The 19,689-nt window shown below is 63.9% G+C and carries 18 protein-coding genes; 8 read left to right on the forward strand and 10 right to left on the reverse strand.

The genetic code is table 11. The annotated features are described in order from the left end of the window. Positions 1-43: 43 nt before the first annotated feature. The 4 genes from AC1DXM_RS21910 to AC1DXM_RS21925 form a co-directional block, all read right to left on the reverse strand. Positions 44-1,324 (reverse strand): GNAT family N-acetyltransferase, encoded by a 1,281-nt coding sequence (locus tag AC1DXM_RS21910; RefSeq protein ID WP_477236074.1) that lies wholly within the window; start codon positions 1,322-1,324, stop codon positions 44-46. After that, entirely contained in the window at positions 1,324-2,727 is a 1,404-nt protein-coding gene (locus AC1DXM_RS21915; RefSeq protein ID WP_477236076.1) for a lipopolysaccharide biosynthesis protein, read from the reverse strand. Before AC1DXM_RS21915 ends, AC1DXM_RS21910 begins: the two co-directional genes overlap by 1 nt. Before the next feature lie 269 nt (positions 2,728-2,996). Further along, positions 2,997-3,497, reverse strand: coding sequence for a hypothetical protein (locus tag AC1DXM_RS21920; protein ID WP_477236078.1), 501 nt, complete (start codon positions 3,495-3,497; stop codon positions 2,997-2,999). Positions 3,498-3,950: 453 nt separating this feature from the next. After that, entirely contained in the window at positions 3,951-4,223 is a 273-nt protein-coding gene (locus AC1DXM_RS21925; protein ID WP_192258254.1) for a DUF4242 domain-containing protein, read from the reverse strand. Positions 4,224-4,429: 206 nt separating this feature from the next. Between AC1DXM_RS21925 and AC1DXM_RS21930 the strand changes: the two genes are divergently transcribed. Then, positions 4,430-7,051 carry a helix-turn-helix transcriptional regulator gene (locus tag AC1DXM_RS21930; protein ID WP_477236081.1) on the forward strand — a complete coding sequence of 874 codons (2,622 nt, stop codon included), beginning with the start codon at positions 4,430-4,432 and terminating at the stop codon, positions 7,049-7,051. A 63-nt stretch (positions 7,052-7,114) separates the two neighbouring features. Here AC1DXM_RS21930 and secA read toward each other — a convergent pair whose 3' ends face one another. Then, positions 7,115-9,847, reverse strand: coding sequence for a preprotein translocase subunit SecA (secA, locus tag AC1DXM_RS21935; RefSeq protein WP_477236083.1), 2,733 nt, complete (start codon positions 9,845-9,847; stop codon positions 7,115-7,117). A 244-nt stretch (positions 9,848-10,091) separates the two neighbouring features. On the opposite strand from secA, the gene AC1DXM_RS21940 reads away from it, so the two are divergent. Next, positions 10,092-11,009 (forward strand): peptidylprolyl isomerase, encoded by a 918-nt coding sequence (locus tag AC1DXM_RS21940; protein ID WP_112562277.1) that lies wholly within the window; start codon positions 10,092-10,094, stop codon positions 11,007-11,009. A gap of 93 nt (positions 11,010-11,102) precedes the next feature. Here the strand turns inward: AC1DXM_RS21940 and AC1DXM_RS21945 are convergent. Beyond that, positions 11,103-11,857 (reverse strand): IS5 family transposase gene (locus AC1DXM_RS21945; RefSeq protein WP_477236084.1). Its coding sequence is split into 2 segments (ribosomal slippage): positions 11,103-11,524 and positions 11,524-11,857, totalling 756 coding nucleotides; the frame shifts between segments, so codons are not numbered across the junction. Positions 11,858-12,007: 150 nt separating this feature from the next. Between AC1DXM_RS21945 and AC1DXM_RS21950 the strand changes: the two genes are divergently transcribed. Next, positions 12,008-12,457 carry an NUDIX hydrolase gene (locus AC1DXM_RS21950; RefSeq protein WP_172234315.1) on the forward strand — a complete coding sequence of 150 codons (450 nt, stop codon included), beginning with the start codon at positions 12,008-12,010 and terminating at the stop codon, positions 12,455-12,457. A gap of 27 nt (positions 12,458-12,484) precedes the next feature. Here AC1DXM_RS21950 and AC1DXM_RS21955 read toward each other — a convergent pair whose 3' ends face one another. The 3 genes from AC1DXM_RS21955 to AC1DXM_RS21965 all read right to left on the reverse strand — a co-directional run bounded on the left by AC1DXM_RS21955 (position 12,485) and on the right by AC1DXM_RS21965 (position 15,426). After that, a complete protein-coding gene (locus AC1DXM_RS21955; RefSeq protein WP_477236086.1) occupies positions 12,485-13,429 on the reverse strand; it encodes a glycosyltransferase in 945 nt (314 codons plus the stop codon). Between the two features lie 25 nt (positions 13,430-13,454). Then, the gene (locus tag AC1DXM_RS21960; protein ID WP_477236148.1) at positions 13,455-14,039 is read right to left on the reverse strand and encodes a TetR/AcrR family transcriptional regulator; all 585 of its coding nucleotides are present in this window, start codon (positions 14,037-14,039) and stop codon (positions 13,455-13,457) included. Positions 14,040-14,196: 157 nt separating this feature from the next. Then, positions 14,197-15,426: a caspase family protein gene (locus AC1DXM_RS21965; protein WP_477236088.1), complete on the reverse strand. Its 1,230-nt coding sequence runs from the start codon at positions 15,424-15,426 to the stop codon at positions 14,197-14,199. A gap of 168 nt (positions 15,427-15,594) precedes the next feature. Between AC1DXM_RS21965 and argJ the strand changes: the two genes are divergently transcribed. The 5 genes from argJ (at position 15,595) to AC1DXM_RS21990 (ending at position 18,752) form a co-directional block, all read left to right on the forward strand. After that, positions 15,595-16,836, forward strand: a complete 1,242-nt coding sequence (gene argJ / locus AC1DXM_RS21970; RefSeq protein WP_142866394.1) for a bifunctional glutamate N-acetyltransferase/amino-acid acetyltransferase ArgJ — start codon at positions 15,595-15,597, stop codon at positions 16,834-16,836. A gap of 29 nt (positions 16,837-16,865) precedes the next feature. Continuing rightward, on the forward strand, positions 16,866-17,615 hold the full coding sequence (locus AC1DXM_RS21975) for a GNAT family N-acetyltransferase (RefSeq protein ID WP_477236150.1): 750 nt from the start codon (positions 16,866-16,868) through the stop codon (positions 17,613-17,615). Continuing rightward, positions 17,612-18,031, forward strand: a complete 420-nt coding sequence (gene mutT, locus AC1DXM_RS21980; RefSeq protein ID WP_477236090.1) for an 8-oxo-dGTP diphosphatase MutT — start codon at positions 17,612-17,614, stop codon at positions 18,029-18,031. The genes AC1DXM_RS21975 and mutT overlap by 4 nt, the downstream gene beginning before the upstream one ends. Before the next feature lie 96 nt (positions 18,032-18,127). After that, on the forward strand, positions 18,128-18,442 hold the full coding sequence (locus AC1DXM_RS21985) for a hypothetical protein (RefSeq protein ID WP_192258648.1): 315 nt from the start codon (positions 18,128-18,130) through the stop codon (positions 18,440-18,442). Between the two features lie 127 nt (positions 18,443-18,569). Next, positions 18,570-18,752 carry a Flp family type IVb pilin gene (locus AC1DXM_RS21990; RefSeq protein ID WP_112562283.1) on the forward strand — a complete coding sequence of 61 codons (183 nt, stop codon included), beginning with the start codon at positions 18,570-18,572 and terminating at the stop codon, positions 18,750-18,752. 12 nt (positions 18,753-18,764) lie between these two features. On the opposite strand, the gene AC1DXM_RS21995 is transcribed toward AC1DXM_RS21990, so the two are convergent. Next, positions 18,765-19,637: a methyltransferase domain-containing protein gene (locus AC1DXM_RS21995; protein ID WP_477236093.1), complete on the reverse strand. Its 873-nt coding sequence runs from the start codon at positions 19,635-19,637 to the stop codon at positions 18,765-18,767. Positions 19,638-19,689: the final 52 nt, after the last annotated feature.

The following is a 19,689-nucleotide window of genomic DNA, read 5'->3' on the forward strand; positions in this document are numbered from 1 at the left end:
TTGATCCAGTGGCTTTTCTCAAGGCTCCCGCGGGGTACACGGCTCAGCGCCGACCCAACAAACTCTTCATACGGTTGCGCAGCAGGCGGGCCATGTTGCGGGTCTCGCGGTAGAGGTGCAGCTGCGAGGCGGCCTGGCGGGCGAGGCGGTCGGCATCCGGCGTTAGCCCGATCACCAGCGAGCCCATCGGCTTGCGCTCGCTCCACAGCCGGCTCATCACCGGATGATCGGGCACGGCGCAGGAATCAGTCATCATGACGTTGGGATCGTCGAGATGCTGCTTGGTCACCTCGATCATCAGCAGCGTGCCCGGCGAATAGGTCGCCAGCGTCTCGTCATAGGCGGTCTTCCAGGTATAGGCGACGCCGGCCTCGACGAAGACGACCAGGCAGGCGATGGTGCGGCCGTCCAGCGTCAGCGAATGGATGCGGCACATATCGTGTTCGGCCAGCCGGTGCACGGCCTCGCGGGCGAAGGCGGCGCGGTAACGGTCGATGGCCATGGCGGTGCGCTCGCGGCCCTTCCAGCCGGCGGCTTCCAGCGTCAGAAAACTTTCGATGGCATGGCGGATTTCGTCCGGGCCGCGCGCCACGATGTGTTCCAGTTTGCCGAGATCGCCCAGGCGCCGCTTCAGCCGGCGGAATTCGCGATGGTGATGCGCGCGCAGCGATGTCTTCAGATAGGCCTCGCCGTCGAGCGTACTTTCGAGCACCGGCCGGTCCGCCTTGCCGGTGGTGACCATTGTCAGGCCGCGCGTCTCGGCAACGGCGGCAAGCACGCTGGCCAACGGGCCGTCGAGCCGCATGTCGGGCAGCACGAAGACCTTCGGCAGCTTAAGGTGCGGCCGCGACAGCATGCCGAAGAAATCCTCGACGACGCCAATGGGGTCGTCGTGGTCGACCAGCGGCGTGCCGATCGGGCCGAACGGGCTTGACCAGGTGCGCATCACCGGAACGCCGAGAGGCACAGCCGGCCGCTCGACCGAGAACGGCACCAGCAGGCGCAGGCGGTTGCGATATTCGTCACCGTCGCGGATCACCGCCAGCTTGACCTCGCGATCCTCCAGCCGGGGCATGGCCGGCGCCAGGAAGCGTGGGTTGAAGAAGACGTTCGGTTCGATCGTGCGAGTGCAAAGAAAGTCGAGTTCTTCGACCAGCTCGAAGCCGGCCGAGGCCGGATAGATCGCCAGCTTGCGCTGCGGCCGGTTGTTGGCGAGGATCTCGAGATGCGCCGGGTCGGCGTCGCGCGCCAGGCCGGCAAGGCCCGACACCATGGCGCCGGCCGGACCGCCACTGGTTTCCTCGATCAACGGGGTGGCGGCCATCAGGCGGCTCCCCTGGCTGCGGGCATGAAGATCAGCATGACGATACCAAGCTTGCGCCAGACGGTGAAGGACAGCGCGCTCGCCTCGAAGACCATGGCAAGGCTGGTGGCGATCGCGGCCCCCCACAGGCCGAAGAGCGGGATCAGCACTATGTTGAGGCCGATGTTGAAGGCCAGCGTCATGGCGTAGACGGCGGCGCAGATGTTCTGGTTGCCGCTCATCGTCAAAAGGCTTTCGCAAGGGCCGACAGCGGCGCGCGCCACGACGCCGAACACCAGCAGGAACAGCAGCGGATAGCCGGCGGTGAATTCAGGACCGAACAGCACCAGCATGGGCTCGCCGAGCAGCAGCACCAGCAGCGCCATCAACAGCGACGGCCAGAACGTCCACGACACCGTCTCGCGGGCAAAGGCGGCGAGCTTTTCCGGCTCGCCGTGGGTGAACTGCGCATAGCGCTGGGCGACGCCGGCCTTGACGGAGAAATAGACGAAATGCACCAGCGCCAGCGTCTTGACGGTGGCGAAATAGACGGCGACGTCGTTGGGTTGCAGATAGGCGCCGACCATGAGCACATCGGCGTTGGTGAGCAGGAAGAAGAAGCTTTCGACCAGGAAGATCGGCAGCGAGACGATGAACCACTCGGAAAAGTGCACCTTCATCGGCCCGGCCGGGATATTCTTGCCCATGCGCGAGGTGACGCCGATGAGCTGACCGAGCGTGGTGGCGTAGGTGGCGGCGATCGAGGCGAAGATCGCGGTCCTGGCATCGGGCGCATAGCCCAGCGCCAGCATCAGCGCCATCAGCGCCAGGATCAGCACCGGCCGCACCAGATAGGTCGGCGACAGCGCAAACAGCGCCCAGGAATTGGCGCGCGACTGGCCTTGCAGCAGGTCGCCCATGGCAATCATCGGCAGGCAGAACAGGCCGAGGATGAAGGGGATGACATAGTAGCTCTCGATCCAGTCCGCGCACAGCCAGACGCCCAGTGCGCCAAGCCCGGCGATTGCGGTTGAGGCAATCAGCACGAACAGGCGGCTGGCGACCACGATGCCGCGCAGTTCGGCCAGCATGTTGCGTTCGCGGTATTCGGGGATGAAGCGGATGACCGAGGTGTGGAAGCCGAGGCAGGCGAGGTTGCCGACGATGACCATCGTCACCCAGACGAGGACGAAGATGCCGTATTCGAACGAGCCCATCCAGCGCGCCATCAGCACCTGGCTGATGAACGCGATGACGGCGCTGACGATGCGGATGGCAAAGGCGATGAGCGACATGCGCCCGGCTTCGCCGCGCTCGTCGGCCGTGAACAGCACCGCATCGATGCGGCCAAGCAGCGGCCCCATGCGCAGCGCCAAGCGCTGCGGCAAGAACCGCCCGGCCGTCGTCGCCGCGGAAAAGCGCACCCCGATGTCTCTCCGTTTTCCGCCTCTTTCCAAGGTTTTCGGTGTATCCGAAACACCTTAAGAAAGGGTGGGCAGGTGCGGGTGCGCCGAGCGGCCAAGGACAGCCGCGTGTGCAAGGTGCGTCAATCGTATATCGGTGGCAAACGAAAGGCGAGCGAACGCCGGGGAAGCTTGGGGAGCCGGGTCGGCGTTGCGCTCGCCCCCCCCCCCGCCAAGGGGGAAGGCCGGGCACCGGATGCGTCCGGCGCCCGAGGTGTCACACGGGGAGGTTACATCCCCTTCATTGCGTCGCACGACACGTTCGGGTTCATGTCGGCGAAGGCGCCGGTCGGATTCTGCTTCCAGGCCCAGACATGCAGTTCGTAGAATGGGCCGAGGCCGTAGCGGTTGGGGGCGCTGTTGAAGTTGAACAGCTGGCCTTCGAGCGAGGCCGGACCCTTCGAGGTGATGTATTCGACCGCTATCAGCTTCAGGTTGCCGTCGGCCATCGGCTCGTACATTACCGCCTCGGGCTTGGCGAGATCGACGGCATCGTCCTTGAGATAGGCGCCATTGACGTAGTGGATGCCCATGGCGCCGCCGGTGATGCCGCTGGCGCAAGGGATCGGCGCGTAGCCTTCGGCTGTGGCGGCTGCCACATTCTCGAAGCGGCTGTTGGCGGCGCGCACCTTTTCGGCCAGCGGATTGGCGTCATGTGCCTGGGCGGCGCCGGCCGCGATCGAGATGGCGGCCAGGGCCGCAAAGCGTGTCGTCCAAAGAGTTGTGGTCATGGTCTTTCCGTCCGTTTGTTGACGCTCGAGGCGATGGCGGCCGATCGGGGCCTGCCGAAACGCCAGGGGCGTAGGATTGGTGGGACGTGCTTGTCCGTCCCGGTTCATGTGGTGGTCATGCAGCTCCGGTAGCCGAGCTTCTGGCTGTCGCCGCTAAAACCTGAGCAAAATCAACGATCCCAAAAGTAGTATTGCCAATACTCCTGCGGAACTTCCCGTTCTAAGAGCCCGATGTCGCGCCTCAGATAGTCGCCCTCCGGGGGCAGGCGCCGCCTTTCAGACAGATGCGCAGGCAGCTTCGTCGCGAGCCGCCATAGACGGCCGAGCAGGGAGGTTGGCCGGCCTGTCTTTCCCAGGACAGGCTCGGTTGCACCGACCGGCAGGCCATCAGGCAGTTCGCCATGGCCGCGAAGGGCAGTTTGATGCTCATCATTGTGGCGACCGAACGCAGGGTCAGAGGTAAAAGTAAGGGTCAAGAACCCGCACCTCCGTAATCTTGTCGACCGGCAGCGAATTTTTCTGGGCGGTGCTGCGGATCGCTTCGGGCGAGGGCGCGTCGTAGATGCAGAAGCTGCGCTTCTTGTCGGGTGTGACGAAGGACTGGATCCAGGTGACGCCCTTTTCGGCATTGCGCATGACGACGCCGCCCACCGCGGTGGCGCCGATGTCGGTCATCGGTATGTTGAGGCCGTCCGGAAATGTGCGTTCAATCAGATAGCGAGGCATGGAAGGCTTCCTTTTCCATTGATTCACGCTCGATCGAGCGCGGCTGGACGTTGACCACGCCGTGCCGGCCCGCGCATCGGAACGATTCCCCATATTTGGCGGGACGATTCCCTATGTTGGCGTCGTTCTTTGTGGAAAGATGCACGGAAATGTGTGCAAAGTCACATTGCGGCGCTCTCTTCACGGGCTATCGTGAGCGGCCCGCCATGGTGGGAAAACTCCGATCATACGAGACGATGATGATGCTTCTGGAACGGCAGACGCAGCTGCAGCAACTAGAGACCTTGCTTAGCGATGCGATAGGTGGCCATGGCCGCGTCGCGGTATTGGCGGGGGAGGCAGGCGCCGGCAAGACGGCGCTTGTCGAGGCGTTCGCAGCCCGTGTCGGGCAGAGCGCGGCGACGTTGCGCAGCGCTTGCGAGGACCTGTCGATTCCCGATCCGCTCGGGCCGCTCTACGATCTGGCCCGTGAGGCGCAATGGGCGCTGCCGCGCGCGATCGACGCCCGGCATGGACAGAGATTGCCGTTGTTTTCTGATGCGCTCGACGCCTTCGCAGCGAAAGGGCCGAGCCTGCTTGTGATCGAAGACCTGCACTGGGCGGACGATGCGACGCTCGATTTCGTGCGCTTCCTCGGCCGGCGTATCGCCAACACCCAGATCCTGCTCCTGGTGACCGCGCGCAACGACCGCAGCGAAGCACAGGTCAGGGTCCGCCGCGCGCTGGGCGAAATTCCGCCAGGCAGCGTGGCGCGCATCGACGTGCCGCTGCTCAGCGAGGCAGCCGTGCTGTCGCTTGCCGATGCGGCCGGCCGCGACGGCGATGCCATCTACCGGGCAACCGCGGGCAATGCCTTCTTCGTCACCGAATTGCTGTCGGCCGAAAATGAAACGGCGTTGCCGGCAAGCGTGCGCGACGCGGTGCTGGCGCGGGCCGAGCGATTGTCGCCCGGAGCCCGCGCAATGCTCGACGCGGTGTCGGTGTTTCCGCGGCGGGCCGACGCCTGGGCCCTGCAGGGCCTGTGCGGCGTCGCCAGCGCCGGCCAACTTGCCGAGTGCGTCGCCAATGGCCTGCTCGACGATCTGGGCGACGGCTATGCCTTTCGCCACGACATTGCGCGGCGGGCCATCGAAATGATGCTGACGACATCACACAGGCGGCAATTCAACCAGCGTGCCCTGGCTGCGCTGCTCGAAAATGGCGACGTCTCCACCGGCCGCCTGGTGCATCATGCGGTCGAGGCGCACAATCTGGCGGCGGTGCGCGAACTTGCGCCGATCGCCGCGCGCGAGGCGTCGCGCGTCGGCGCCCATCGCGACGCCGCCGGCTACTACGAGATCGCCTTGCAGCAGGCCGACAGCCTGCCTGCCACGGAACGTGCGGAACTCTACGAAAGACATGCCTTCGAATGCCACCTCATCGGCAAGATCGCCGACGCGCTCGCGTCGCAGGGGCAGGCACGCCGGTTGCATCAGGCCAACGGCAACAGGCTGAAGGAAGGCGACAGCCTGAGATGGCTTTCCAGGCTGAGCGAAATGGGCGATGACCGTGAGGCCGCCGCCGCTTTCGGCGCCGAAGCGGTGGCGATGCTGGAAGCGGCCCCCGCCGGTCCGGAACTGGCCATGGCCTATTCGAACCTTTCACACCTGGCGATGCTGTCGGAGAGGGTGGAGGACACGCTGTTCTATGGCGAGAAGGCGGCGGCGCTGGCCGAGCGCATGAACCGTCCCGACATCGCCTCGCATGCCCTCAACAATGTCGGCTGCGTCGAGCAGTGGCTGGATCCGGCCGCCGGCCGCCTGCGCCTCGACCAAAGCCTTGAAATTGCACTGCAGGGCAATTTCCAGGAGCACGCCGCGCGCGCCTTCACCAACCGCGCCTGCTTCGAGATCACCCAGATGAGCTACGACGCGGCACGACCGGTGCTTGAGAGCGGCATCCACTATTGCACCGAAAACGACCTCGGCACCTGGCGCGATTATCTCAGGGGCATGCTGGCCGATGTACAGCTGCGCCAGGGCCAATGGGACGAGGCCGCCGCGACAGCAACCGACGTCATCGACAATGAGCGGACAACGACGGTGGGCCGGTTTCCGGCGCTGCTGGCCCTGGCGAAACTGCGCCTGAGGCGCGGCGATCCGTCGGCCGAGCCGCTGTTTGGCGAAATGGCGCGGTTGGTCGGAAGTGGTGCAGACCTGCAGATGCTGAGTTCATACGCAGCGCTGATGGCGGAGCAGGCATGGCTGGGGCTGGCCGACAGGCAAGAGGCGCTGGCGCTGATCGTGCGCGCCGAAACGCCGGTGCGCTCGCGCGCCCATGTCGGTGAACTGGCGCTGTGGCGAACATTGCTCGCTCCCGACATGCCGGCCGGCGATACTGCCGATATGGCCAAGCCATACCGACTGCTTTTGACCGGCGACTGGCGTTCAGCTTCGGCACTGTGGGCCGAAATGAATGCGCCATACGAACGCGCTCTGGCGCTCACCCTTGGCGACGAAGAGGGGCAGCGGCTGGCGCTCGACATTTTCGATGGCCTGGGGGCACGGCCGGCTGCTCAGCGCCTGCGCGATATCATGCGCAAGAACGGCATTGGCGGCATCGCCCGCGGCCCGCGCCGCTCGACGCGCGCCAATCTTGCCGGCCTCACCTTGCGCCAGATGCAGGTGCTGCAGCTGATCGAACGCGGCTTGTCCAACAAGCGGATCGCCGAGCAGTTGACGATTTCGCCGAAGACGGTCGATCACCACGTCTCGGCGGTGCTGGGCAAGCTGGATGCGGTGTCGCGCGGCGAAGCCACCGCCGCGGCGCGCGATTCCGGGTTGTTGTAAGGATTTGACGAACGCGAAGGTTGGCGATCCGTCACACCCCCCTCTGTCCCGCCGACCTAATGGTCAAGCAAACGCGCCGTGGCAGTGCTTGTACTTCTTGCCGGAGCCGCAGGGGCAGGCTTCGTTGCGGCCGACCTTGCCCCAGGTTGCCTGGTTGTTCGGATCGCGGTCTTCGGGAGCGACGATGGCGTTGCTCTCCTGGCGGACCAGAAGTGCGGTCTCGCCGCCTTGGAAGTCGTCCTCGCCAGTGGTGCCGTCAATGTGGCTGCCGAACATGTCGGGCGCTTCGGGCGGCGGCGCTTCGGCGGCCTGGCGGACCAGTTCGACGCGCATCAATTGCGCGGTGACGGCCTGGCGCAGATTGCCGAGCAGTGCCTGGAACAGCTCGAACGCCTCGCTCTTGTATTCCTGCAGCGGATCGCGCTGGGCGTAGCCGCGGAACCCGACGACCGAACGCAGATGGTCGAGGTTGACGATGTGCTCGCGCCACAGATGGTCGAGCGTCTGCAGCACCACCGAACGTTCGACATAGCTCATCACGTCGGGGCCGAAACGCTCGGCGCGCTCCTTGGCGGCGGCGTCGGCGGCCTCGGTCAGGCGCTCGCGGATGTCATCCTCGGCAATGCCTTCTTCCTTGACCCAGTCCTCGACCGGCAGATCGAGATTGAGGAATTCGGCGACTTCGGCCTTGAGGCCGGCGACGTTCCACTGCTCGGCATAGGCATTTTCGGGGATGTTCTTGGTGACGATCTCCTCGATGACGCCTTCGCGCATCTCGGCGATCGTCTCCGACAGGCCTTCGCCGTCCATCAATTCGATGCGCTGCTCGAACACCACCTTGCGCTGGTCGTTCGAGACGTCGTCATATTTCAACAGGTTCTTGCGGATGTCGAAGTTACGCGCCTCGACTTTCTTCTGCGCCTTTTCCAGCGCCTTGTTGATCCACGGATGGATGATCGCCTCGTCTTCCTTGAGGCCGAGCTTCTGCAGCATGCCGTCCATGCGCTCGGAACCGAAGATGCGCATCAGGTCGTCCTGCAGCGACAGGAAGAATTTCGAACGGCCGGGGTCGCCCTGGCGGCCGGAACGGCCGCGGAGCTGGTTGTCGATGCGGCGCGATTCATGGCGCTCGGTGGCGAGCACGTAGAGGCCGCCGGCGGCCAGCGCCTTGTCCTTCAGGCGCTCGACATCGGCAATGATTTCCTTTTCGCGCGCCTCGCGCTCGGGGCCCGCAGGCATGTCGCCCAATTCGTCCTCGATGCGCATCTCGGCGTTGCCGCCGAGCTTGATGTCGGTGCCGCGTCCGGCCATGTTGGTGGCGATGGTGATGGCGCCGGGCTTGCCGGCCTGGGCGACGATGGCCGCCTCGCGCTCGTGATGGCGGGCGTTCAGCACCTCGAAATCCTTGAACCCTTCCTTGCGCAGGCGCTCGGCCAGCTGCTCGGATTTTTCAATGGAGGTGGTGCCGACCAGCGTCGGCTGGCCCTTGGCGCGCGCTTCCTTGATCTCCTTGACGATCGCCTTGTACTTCTCCTCGACTGTCCGGTAGACCTCGTCGTCCTCATCCTTGCGGATAACCGGCAAATTGGTCGGGATCTCGGTGACTTCGAGGCCGTAAATGTTGCCGAACTCCTCGGCCTCGGTCAGCGCCGTGCCGGTCATGCCGGACAGCTTCTTGTAGAGGCGGAAATAGTTCTGGAAGGTGACGGAGGCCAGCGTCTGGTTTTCCGGCTGGATCGCAACATGCTCCTTGGCTTCGAGCGCCTGGTGCAGGCCCTCCGAATAGCGGCGTCCCGGCATCATGCGGCCGGTGAACTCGTCAATGATGACGATCTCGCCATTGCGGACGATGTAGTCCTTGTCCTTCTGGAACAGCCGGTGCGCCTTCAGCGCGTTGTTGACGTGATGAACGATGGCGACATTCTCGACGTCATAGAGTGACTCGCCCTTGAGCAGGCCGGCCGCGCGCAGCAGGTTTTCCAGCTTCTCGGTGCCTTCCTCGGTGAAGATCGAGGTCTTCTGCTTCTCGTCGATCTCGTAGTCTGCCGGGCCGAGCTGCAGCATGAAGGCGTCGATGGTGTTGTACATTTCCGAACGGTCCTCGAGCGGACCGGAAATGATCAGCGGCGTGCGCGCCTCATCGACCAGGATGGAATCGACTTCGTCGACGATCGCGTAATTGTGGCCGCGCTGCACCATCTGGGCACGCTCATATTTCATGTTGTCGCGCAGATAGTCGAAGCCAAGCTCGTTGTTGGTGGCATAGGTGACGTCGGCGGCGTAGGCGACGCGGCGCTCCTCGTCGGAGAGACCGTGGACGATGACGCCGACCGAAAGGCCGAGGAATTTGTAGACGCGGCCCATCCACTCGGAGTCGCGCGTGGCCAGGTAGTCGTTGACGGTGACGACGTGGACGCCCTTGCCGGCCAGCGCGTTGAGATAGACGGGCAGGGTGGCGACCAGCGTCTTGCCCTCGCCGGTGCGCATTTCGGCGATGCCGCCATTGTGCAGCACCATGCCGCCGATCAGCTGCACATCGAAGGGGCGCATGCCGAGCACGCGGCGCGCCGCCTCGCGGGCGGTGGCGAAGGCCGGTATCAGCAGGTCATCGAGGGTGGCGCCGTTGGCGATATCCTGGCGGAATTTTTCCGTGCGCGCCTGAAGTTCGGCGTCAGACAACGCCCGCATCTCGTTTTCCATGGCGTTGATCGCCTCGACACGCGGCCGGGTCGCCTTGACGCGGCGATCGTTGGAGGAGCCGAAAACCTTACGGGCGAGACCGCCGAGACTGACCATCCAATGGTCCTTTCGATAGAATTCTCAATCTTGAGATGAGCGCCGGCCGGCCCCATCAATTCCGCGTGAAACGCAGACAAACGCAAAAAGCGCCCGGAAAACGGTTCTGGACGCAAAGTCGTTGGACAGATAAGAGGGGGCTCAACTGATGTCAACGCCGCGTTAGCCCTATGGGCAGCGCCAAATTCCGCCACAATCCGGCTGATCTGCAAGCCCCGACCAATCCCCCTTGGAGTTAATCTTGATGTCCTTACTGTTTCGCCGTGCGTCGCTCGCCAGCCTTGGCCTGGTCTTCGGCCTGTCGGCTCTTTCGCTGTCGCCTGTCATGGCCCAGGAAGCCGCTCCCGCACCGGCCGATGCTGCAGCGCCGGCCGCCGCACCCGTCGATCCCAACGCGGTCGTCGCCACCGTCAATGGCGAGAAGCTGACCGAGGCGGACCTTGGGCTTGCTGAGGGTGAGCTGTCGCAGCAGTTCGCACAGTTGCCGCCCGAGCAGCGCCGCGCCGCCGCCCTTTCCGCGGCCATTGAGATCCGCGTCATGGCGGCCCAGGCTGTCACCACCGGGCTCGACAAGGATCCCGAGTTCCAGCGCCGCATGGCGTTCCTGCAGCAGCGCGCGCTGCATGGCGAGATGGTCGAAAAGGGCGTCGTCGACAAGGTTACCGACGCCGAGGTGCGTGCCCGCTACGACCAGGAAATCGCCAGCACGCCGCCGGTCAATGAGGTTCATGCCCGTCACATCCTCGTGAAGACCAAGGAAGAAGCCGAGGCGATCATCAAGCAGCTCGACGGCGGCGCCGATTTCCAGAAGCTCGCCAACGAGCACACCAGCGATCCCTCGGGCAAGACCAATGGCGGCGATCTCGGCTGGTTCGGCCCGGGCCAGATGGTGCCGGAATTCGACAAGGCGGCATTCGCGCTCGACGTCGGCAAATACACCAAGGAGCCGGTGCAGTCGCAGTTCGGCTGGCACGTCATCAAGCTCGAGGACAAGCGCACCAAACAGCCGCCGGCGTTCGACGACGTCAAGGACCAGGCCAAGCAGGCGGTGATCCGCGACAAGTATTTCGCGCTGGTCAAGCAGCTGCGCGGCGCCGCGAAGGTCGAAATCCCCGACGCGAACCTGAAGAAGGCCGTCGACACGATGGAAGCTGGCAAGTAAGTCAGCATCGAATAAGGCCAGCATCGAAAAGCATGCAAAAGGGCGCCGTTTGGCGCCCTTTTCGTTTCGAGCCCTAGGGTCAGGACTCATTGATCAGAGCCAGAAGATGACGGTTGCAGCGACGCAGATGGCGGACATGAAAGTGTGGGCACAACGATCGTAACGGGTGTGGATGCGCCGCCAGTCTTTGAGCCTACCGAACATGTTCTCGATCTTGTGCCGCCGACGATAGAGTGTCCCGTCGTGCGGCATTTGCACCTTTCGATTGGCCTTTGAAGGAATGCAGGCGAAGATGTTGCGTTCGGCCAAGGCATTGCGAAACCAGTCGGCATCATAACTTCGGTCGGCGAGCAGGGTTTTGGCCTTGGGGAAGGCGTCGATCATGAGCGCAGCGCCTTTGTAATCACTCATCTGCCCTTCGCTTAGCAGCATGATGAGGGGCCTACCCTTGCCGTCGCAAACTGCATGGAGTTTTGAGTTCAATCCCCCTTTGGTGCGTCCGATACGTCGAGGAACATCCCCTTTTTAAGCAGACTTGCAGCCGTGCGATGTGCCTTCAGGTGGGTCGCATCGATCATCAACTGGTCGGGCTTGCCGCCGGTTGCCGCCAAGCCTGCAAAGATGCGGTTGAACACACCGAGCCGGCTCCAGCGCATGAAGCGGTTGTAGAGCGTTTTATGCGGCCCATAGACCTCAGGCGCATCGCGCCATCTCAAGCCATTGCGAATGACGTGGGTGATTCCGCTGATTACGCGCCGATCATCGACACGCGGCCTCCCGTGAGAACGCGGCAAGTATGGTTTGATGCGCTCGAGTTGGGCTTCGGTAATCCAGTAATGATCAGGCATGGGTGGCACCTCCTACCCCTTTGAATCATGGCTTACGCGAGTGTGAAATCCTCAAATTGATGAATGACCGGAATGGGGACTGCCGGTCATTGCAAAGAGCCGTGGCGACAGGCAGCATCGGCGCGATATCGACGAAACGGAGAAGCATAGATGCCCGACATTGCGATGGGCGCCCTAGCCCAGAACGGAGCCGTGCTGCTTGCGCGACGAAGTTCGAAGCGCAAGGTGCATCCAGATCGTTGGAGCCTCCCAGGTGGCCACATTGAGGATGGCGAAGACGCTGAGACAGCGATGCGCCGAGAACTGATGGAAGAAATAGGCGTAACGCCAGAGCATTGGCAGTTTGTCGGGAGATTCGTATCAGAAGCCCCGCCCGAGGCATCCGCCACGTTCCACGTCTATCGCGTCGATAAGTGGCGCGGCCGTCCGCGCCTTATCGATGATGAACATACCGAGCTAAGATGGTTCGCCGCTACCGCTATAGCATGCGAAGGCGAGTTGGCGCTGCCCCAGCTTGGTGAAATGCTCGGGAATCTAGACATACCCCGAGGAGCGGAGTCCGCTTATATCTCAAAGCAACCATGGCGTCCGCCGGATTAATGGGTCCTGAGCCTAGTTGGCGGAAAGTCAGCGATAGTGGGTGGACGCCTTGAACGCCGCCGGATCGCCGGCGGCAAGGGCGCCGCTGAATTCGGGGATACGCAGCAGAAGCATCATCGCCCAGAACAGCGGCCAGTCCGTCCAGCGGCAAAACGCCGTGCCGACGGCCTGCGCCGTCTGGCGGTTTTCCTTGAAGGACGTTTTTACCGCCCGCCAGGCGAGACCCGGCCTCGAACGCCGTCCCTTCGTCAGCAGATCCATGCGCGCGTACTGGTAGCCCTTGTTGCGCCTGACATCCCAGATGAAGCCCAGGCTCTCATAGGCGTGGATCGAGACTGCCTCTGTGGCCACCTCCATGGCCACGCCATCCCTCAGCATCGCGTGCTGCCGCAGATGCGAGGAGACGAAAGGTCCGTGGTCGGCCTCGAAGCGGTAGCGTTCGAGAACCGGACGCCGGTACAGAGCGCCATTGTTGCTGACATGGATGATCTGGCCGTTGCGGTTGCGGCGCTCAATGAAGCCGCGGTCGAGCAGCGACATCACCCGCATCATCATGGTGTCCTTGCCGTAAGTGGTGCGGCCGGAAATCGCATCGATCTTCGGGTTTTTCACCACAGCTTCGTAAAGGATCGCCAGCCATCCGGGCCGCGTCAGGCAATCGGCCTCGACCACGGCAACGAGGTCATGGCGGCAATAGGCGAGTGCTGCGTCCTTCAGTTGCGAGGACTCGTCGCTGTCATGCATCGTGACGATCACCGAAGGGCAGGAAAAGGCCGGTTTCCCGTCAAACTCGGCTGCAATCTCGGCGGTATGGCCCTCGGGCAGCATGACGATGATTTCAGCCGGAACGCCGCGTGCATCCTGTGCATAGGCGCGCACTGCCCGGCGCAGTTCCTCGTCGCCATCCGGCGTCAGATAGTCGGAAACGACGATCAGGCTGATGGGCAGAACCGGCATGGCGTTTTTGGTCAAGTCGCCCCCCGGCGATTGTCGGCGATTAGCGAGAGATGCCTGATATCACATAGCGGACGGTGGCGCGGATTGTAACCTCATCTTCGTCGAGACGGTTGGTCAAAAGGTGCTTCCAGGCATAGGAAGCCATGAGGTCGGCGACCAGCGCCGCATCGATATCGGCGGCAACCTCGCCTCTCGCCTTGGCGCGCTCGATGATCCGCGCGGTGTGGGACCGACGTCCATCGGCATAGCCAGTCAGGGCCACGGCCGCCGCTTCATCCGATTGGGCCTCGGCGATGAGCGAGCGGAACACGCTGCCCGAGGATGTATCGCGCCAGTGCGAGAAGAGGTTTTGAAGGAAACCGACGAGATCGTCCTCGAGATTGCCGGTATCGGGGACGGCGACGCGCTTTTGCCGCTTGTAGACCTCCAGCAGCAAGGCCGCCTTGCTCGGCCACCAGCGATAGATCGTGGGCTTGCCGGCGCGTGCACGGCGCGCGACGGCTTCGATGGAAAAGCCGGCATAGCCGGCCTCGACCAGTACCGCCTCCGCGGCGTCGAGAATGGCCTCGGCACTGTCGGGATTGCGCCGCGCCCCGATCGATCTGCGCGCCGGATCCTCGCCCATGTCTGTCCTCGCCAACACTTTCGCCGGCAATATAGGTGAGCCGGAAGTCAAACGAAACGGCCCGTTTCCGGCGGACTTGTGGAAGTCGGGAATCACGGCAAAGCCGATGCGCGTGGGAGCAGGGCGGCGCATGCCTGATCTTCGCCCCCGGTGGCGATCAGTTCATCGCTTGCGAGGTTTCGGAGGCGATCCGCCATTGCCCGTCGCTCTTCACCAGCCCAAGGGTAACGCGTGCCTTGCCGGTCATGCGTGCCGCCGATTTGTCTTTCGACACATAGTCATAGCTCATCGCGAACACGGCTTCGGCGCGATCTTCGCCCTGCGGCGTCACGTCCAGGCTGCCGGGCTCAAGACTGAAGGACCAGGAAGCAAATTGCGCGAACCAGTCGGTCTTGAGCTTTACGACGGCGTCGCTGTCATAGCGCGTCCCGAAGATGGTGGCGGAAGGGGCATAGAGCCGCTTGACGGTTTCGCCGATCGCCGCGGCATCGGGCGCCAGATAATCGTCACGCAGGAATTTCTCGATGGCGGTCTTGTCGTCGCCGACGGAGCGTTCGAGTGCCGCGACCTTTGTCTCGGGCGCCGGGGCGGCGGCGGGCTTCGGCTGCGCGACCGTTTCACCGCCAGGCACAAACTCAAACCGCTCGAGCAGCGAACCCTGTTCCCAGGGGCGCTGTCCCTCGCGGGTTTCGGAAACCACGTCGCGGCGCACCGCGATCATCATGTCATTGATGCTCTGGCCGGGTTCGGCCATGTGCCGCAGCAATGCGGCGGCAAACGGCGAATTGCGCCCCGTTCCGTCCATGGCGACAGCACCCGGCGCCGTCGAAAAGGCGATAAAGGAGCCGTGCGTCGAATCGAACTGCGCCAGGCCGGCAAGCGCCGTCGCCGAGCGGGTGGCGGCAGTGCGGCTCAGACTGCGGGCAAAGGGATTGTTACGGCAGGCATCGAGGAACACCAGGCTGACCTTGGTCTGCTGTTCCATGATGTCGAGGACTTCGTCGATCGGCACGGCTTCGAGCTGCAGCTTGACCGGCATGTCGAGCCGGGCGTCGACCGGCACGATGTAGTTGCGCCCTTCGACCTGCAGGCCATGGCCGGCATAATAGAACAGCCCGACGCCCGCACCTTGAAGCGCATCGGAAAATTCGCCGATCTTGCGCTCGAGTTCACGCTTGCCGAGATCGTTGCCCTCGATGACGTCGAAGCCGATCGAGCGCAGCTTGCCGGCAATGTCGAGGGCATCGTTGACCGGATTGGTGAGCGTGCCGGCTTCGGCATAGGTTCCGTTGCCGATGACCAGCGCCACGCGTCGTTCCGGCTGCGCATCGGCGCTCAGGAGCAAAAGCCCCATAAACGCCACCGCCAAGATAACCAGCCTGCCCATGGCCGATATCATAACGCCAGAGGTCTCGGTGGCGCCAACAGATTTGAAATGCAAGCTTAATCCAAGGTGGCTTGCCGGCGCCGAGCGCCAAGAAAACGCCCTTGCGCCGGGCCGTGGTATCGGGCAAACCGGCCTTCCCCAGCGTTTTTCCGTCGCCCGAGGTCTCCAATGTCCGCAACGATTTCGCCGCTCGCGCCGAAGAAATATCCCAAAATGCCTGCCATTGAGGGCGTACGCATCGCCACCGCCGAGGCCGGGATCAAATACAAGAACCGCACCGATTTGCTGGCCATGGTCTTCGATGCCGGCACCGCTGTCGCCGGCGTGTTCACGAAATCGAAATGCCCCTCGGCGCCGGTCGATTTCTGCCGGCAGAACCTTGGCGCCGGCAAGGCGCGGGTGCTGGTCGTCAACTCCGGCAACGCCAACGCCTTCACCGGCAAGAAGGGCCGCGCCTCTACCCAACTGACCGGCGAGGCGGCGGCCAAGGCCGCCGGCTGCACGCCAGGCGAGGTGTTCCTCGCCTCCACCGGGGTGATCGGCGAGCCGCTCGACACCACCAAATTCAGCCATCTGCTGGCCGGGCTGGTCAAGGACGGCAAGCCGGACCTGTGGACCGAAGCGGCCAAGGCCATCATGACCACCGACACCTATCCGAAAGTGGCGACCGCGACGGTCAAGCTTGGCGACACCGACGTCATCATCAACGGCATTTCCAAGGGCGCCGGCATGATCGCGCCCGACATGGCGACGATGCTGTCCTTCATCGCCACCGACGCGCCGATCGCCGCCCCCGTGCTGCAGGATTTGTTGTCGCGCGGCACGGCCAAGACCTTCAATGCGGTCACCGTCGACAGCGACACCTCGACCAGCGACACGCTGCTGTTGTTCGCCACCGGCGCTGCGGCCAGGCGCGGCGCGCCCGCCATCAGCGATCCCAAGGATGCGCGCCTCGGCGCCTTCCGCCGCGCGCTCGGCAAGGTGCTGAAATCTCTGGCGCTGCAAGTGGTGCGCGACGGCGAGGGCGCCCGCAAGCAGGTTGAAGTCACCGTTACTGGCGCGAAATCAGCGCGCTCGGCCAAGCGCATCGCACTGTCGATCGCCAATTCGCCACTGGTCAAGACGGCGGTTGCCGGCGAGGACGCCAATTGGGGCCGCGTCGTCATGGCTGTCGGCAAGGCCGGCGAACCGGCCGACCGCGACCTTCTGTCGATCTGGTTCGGCGACAACCGTCTGGCGCATGAAGGCGAACGCGATCCAGGCTACTCCGAGGAAGCGACCTCGGCCTATATGAAGCGCGACGACATCCGCATCCGCGCCGATATCGGCATCGGCCGTGGCAAGGCGACGGTGTGGACCTGCGACCTCACCAAGGAATATGTCGCCATCAATGGCGATTACCGGAGCTGATGGAGTTGGCTTCCAGGCATCCGGCAAGCATGCTCGCCATCGTGCGCCGCTACGAGGCGGCGGGTTTTCGCGCCTGGCCGGCAGCGGCTGTCCACTATGACGGCACCTGGGTGGTGCGGCTGACGGCCGGCCATCCTGCCAAGCGCCTGAACTCGGTCAACCCGCTCGATCCCGGTGACACCCAGCACATTGCCGAGCGCATCGGCCGCGCCAGCCGGCGCTTCGACGCCTATGGCAGGCCTTTGACCTTCCGCATCTCGCCGCTGTCGGGGCCGGACCTGGCCAGGCATCTCGACAATGAGGGCTGGAGCACATTCGACGAATCGCTGGTGATGCGGCTGCCGCTGGCGGATGCGCAGCTGGCGCCGGCCATGGATCAGATTCCGCTGAAGGACATCAGCCGCTTTCTTGGTGCGTCGCTCAAGGTCAGCGGCTCGGATCCATCGCTGCGGCCGGGGCTTTCGGAAATCATCGGCGCCATCCAGCCGGAGGTCGGGCTGTTTGCGCTCGAGGAAGGGACCGACCCGCTGGCGGTGCTGATCTGCGTCCATGACGGCGATCTCGCCGGCCTGTTCGAGATCGCCACCGACAAATCGGCGCGCAACAAGGGTCACGGCCGCAATCTCATCCTGTCGGCACTGAAGTGGGCCAGGCTGCGCGGGGCGCGAGAAGCCTGGCTGCAGGTCGAGGCCGGCAATGCGCCGGCGCTGGCACTCTATCGCTCGCTCGGCTTCGAGGAAGTCTATCGCTACCACTATCGCCGGCCGCCCGGCGCATGAGCGTGGTTGCCAAAGGTAAACGCCTGCTCCTGGTCGCCGCCTGCGCGCTGGTCGATGCCGATGGCCGTGTGCTCCTGGCGCAGCGGCCCGAGGGCAAGCAGCTTGCCGGCCTGTGGGAGTTTCCGGGCGGCAAGGTCGAGCCCGGCGAGACGCCGGAACAATGCCTGATCCGCGAGCTGCAGGAAGAGATCGGCATCGAGACCGACATACCCTGCCTGGCGCCGCTCACCTTCGCCAGCCATTCCTACGATGATTTCCACCTCTTGATGCCGCTCTTCGTCTGCCGTCGCTTTCGCGGCATCGCGCAGCCGAAAGAGGGGCAGGCATTGAAATGGGTGCGGCCAAAGCAAATGCGCGACTATCCGATGCCGCCGGCTGACGCCCCGCTGATCCAGTTCCTCATCGACCTGTTGTGACACCAACCGTTTCGCCGCCCGATTTAGCCAGCGTTAATGGAAGATTTATCTCGTCGTGAAAAATTGCGGCAAAGCGGATTCGCCGGGAGCGATTGCATGAGCCTCGACAGGGAATGGGACTCGATCCGGCCGGATCGCAGCTTTCGCGCCGCCAATGCCGGTATGAGCATATTGCGCATCACGCTGCTGTTCGGCTCGGCCGCGGTGGCGCTGGCCCTGATTGCGGTCCCCGTCCTCGACAAACAGACGCGATCGTCCAGCCGCGATGCCCTTACAAGCGGCCTGGACACGATGAGCACCGGTTCGGTCGGCTCGCGCGCCACCTATACACTGCGCAGAAGCGTGCTGCAGCCCTCACCCAGTTCGGTCTGCGTCATCCGTGCCGATGGCCGGCGCAGCGGTGACTGCTGAAGAAGAAGGTCAACAAAAGCTTATTGATTTCCTTAACGCAGGCCCCGTTTCACCGCCTGTTAAGCTTGTGCCGTTAACCTTTCTTAACAGGTCGGCGGTATGGTCGTGACAAGAGGGATCGACGATCATGAAGACATTGTTGCAACGATTTTTGGAAGACGAAACAGGCGCTACGGCCATTGAATATGGCCTGATTGTCGCAGTGCTGTCGCTTGCCATCGTCGGCGGCATCGGCAAGGTCAGCAATGCGATCCAGTTTCTGTTCAGCGACACCAACAGCAAGCTAGCCAACGCCTTCGCCGAGCACTGATCCGGAGCGGCGTCACCGCCCGCCGGGATCTTCCAGTATGGTCTTCAGCGAGACCTTCGCGGAGCCCGGTTTCAAAGGCTTTTGCTGCGAGGCATCGGGTGCCCAGCCCGACAGCCAGACAACAGAGAAACTTGCCCTGATCCGGCCGTCGGCGTCCGAAAAACGTTCGGCATAGATTTCAGCTGCACGGGCAAACAGTTTTCGTGCACCCGGTCGCCGGCTGCGATCGGTCAGCGCGCTGGTTTCGCCCATCGCCCTGAGATCGGCGGTGAGATCGAAAAGAGTGTCGTAGCGCACGACTACCGTTTCGACGTCGGCCACCGGCAGCGCAAGGCCGGCGCGCTGCAGGAGTGCGCCGGCGTCGCGAACATCGGTGAAGGGGATGACACGCGGGCTGGCGCCGCCATAAAGCTCGGTCTCGGCGGCGAGCAGGCTTTCGCGCAGTTCGGAAAGTGTGCCGGCGCCGGCGAAGGCGCCGAGGAAAAGCCCATCGGGCCGCAAAGCACGGCGGATCTGCACCAGCATGCCGGGAATGTCGTTCATCGCCTGCAAAGACAGAAGCGAGACGGCGAGGCCGAGGCTTTCGGGCTGGAACGGCACGGTCTCCAGCGGTGCCACCAGCCCTGGCCGGCCGTCCAGAAACGCTGCGTCCGCCTCGACGCGCACAATCTCTGCTGCCTTGCCGCTTGCAGCAACCACATCCGCCGCGGCCGGCGTCTGGCAAAACAGCACGGCGGCCTTGCCGAACCGGCGTTCGACCGCGCCGAGCCGGTCGGCGAGATCTTCCGCTGCCCGCCGCATCAGAAAATCGGCGCCGGCGACGGGATGGCCCAATGCCCGGCGCTTGTGTGCCAGCCAGAGCTCTGTATCGATGATGGGCTGCAAGGCAAACAATCCCTGTCTGTCCGCCTTGTGATATTGTGGCGCGGACGACAAA

Source organism: Mesorhizobium sp. P3_A2, from assembly GCF_056403115.1.

What these genes read in the sequence shown, in the direction of transcription:
- AC1DXM_RS21930 (WP_477236081.1), top strand. Translation starts at nt 4,430, where the DNA reads ATGGTGGGAAAACTCCGATCATACGAGACGATGATGATGCTTCTGGAA.
- AC1DXM_RS21910 (WP_477236074.1), bottom strand. Translation starts at nt 1,324, where the DNA reads ATGGCCGCCACCCCGTTGATCGAGGAAACCAGTGGCGGTCCGGCCGGC.
- AC1DXM_RS21975 (WP_477236150.1), top strand. Translation starts at nt 16,866, where the DNA reads ATGCTCGCCATCGTGCGCCGCTACGAGGCGGCGGGTTTTCGCGCCTGG.
- mutT (WP_477236090.1), top strand. Translation starts at nt 17,612, where the DNA reads ATGAGCGTGGTTGCCAAAGGTAAACGCCTGCTCCTGGTCGCCGCCTGC.
- AC1DXM_RS21990 (WP_112562283.1), top strand. Translation starts at nt 18,570, where the DNA reads ATGAAGACATTGTTGCAACGATTTTTGGAAGACGAAACAGGCGCTACG.
- AC1DXM_RS21940 (WP_112562277.1), top strand. Translation starts at nt 10,092, where the DNA reads ATGTCCTTACTGTTTCGCCGTGCGTCGCTCGCCAGCCTTGGCCTGGTC.
- argJ (WP_142866394.1), top strand. Translation starts at nt 15,595, where the DNA reads ATGTCCGCAACGATTTCGCCGCTCGCGCCGAAGAAATATCCCAAAATG.
- AC1DXM_RS21920 (WP_477236078.1), bottom strand. Translation starts at nt 3,497, where the DNA reads ATGACCACAACTCTTTGGACGACACGCTTTGCGGCCCTGGCCGCCATC.
- AC1DXM_RS21925 (WP_192258254.1), bottom strand. Translation starts at nt 4,223, where the DNA reads ATGCCTCGCTATCTGATTGAACGCACATTTCCGGACGGCCTCAACATA.
- AC1DXM_RS21965 (WP_477236088.1), bottom strand. Translation starts at nt 15,426, where the DNA reads ATGGGCAGGCTGGTTATCTTGGCGGTGGCGTTTATGGGGCTTTTGCTC.
- AC1DXM_RS21960 (WP_477236148.1), bottom strand. Translation starts at nt 14,039, where the DNA reads ATGGGCGAGGATCCGGCGCGCAGATCGATCGGGGCGCGGCGCAATCCC.
- AC1DXM_RS21985 (WP_192258648.1), top strand. Translation starts at nt 18,128, where the DNA reads ATGAGCCTCGACAGGGAATGGGACTCGATCCGGCCGGATCGCAGCTTT.
- AC1DXM_RS21950 (WP_172234315.1), top strand. Translation starts at nt 12,008, where the DNA reads ATGCCCGACATTGCGATGGGCGCCCTAGCCCAGAACGGAGCCGTGCTG.
- secA (WP_477236083.1), bottom strand. Translation starts at nt 9,847, where the DNA reads ATGGTCAGTCTCGGCGGTCTCGCCCGTAAGGTTTTCGGCTCCTCCAAC.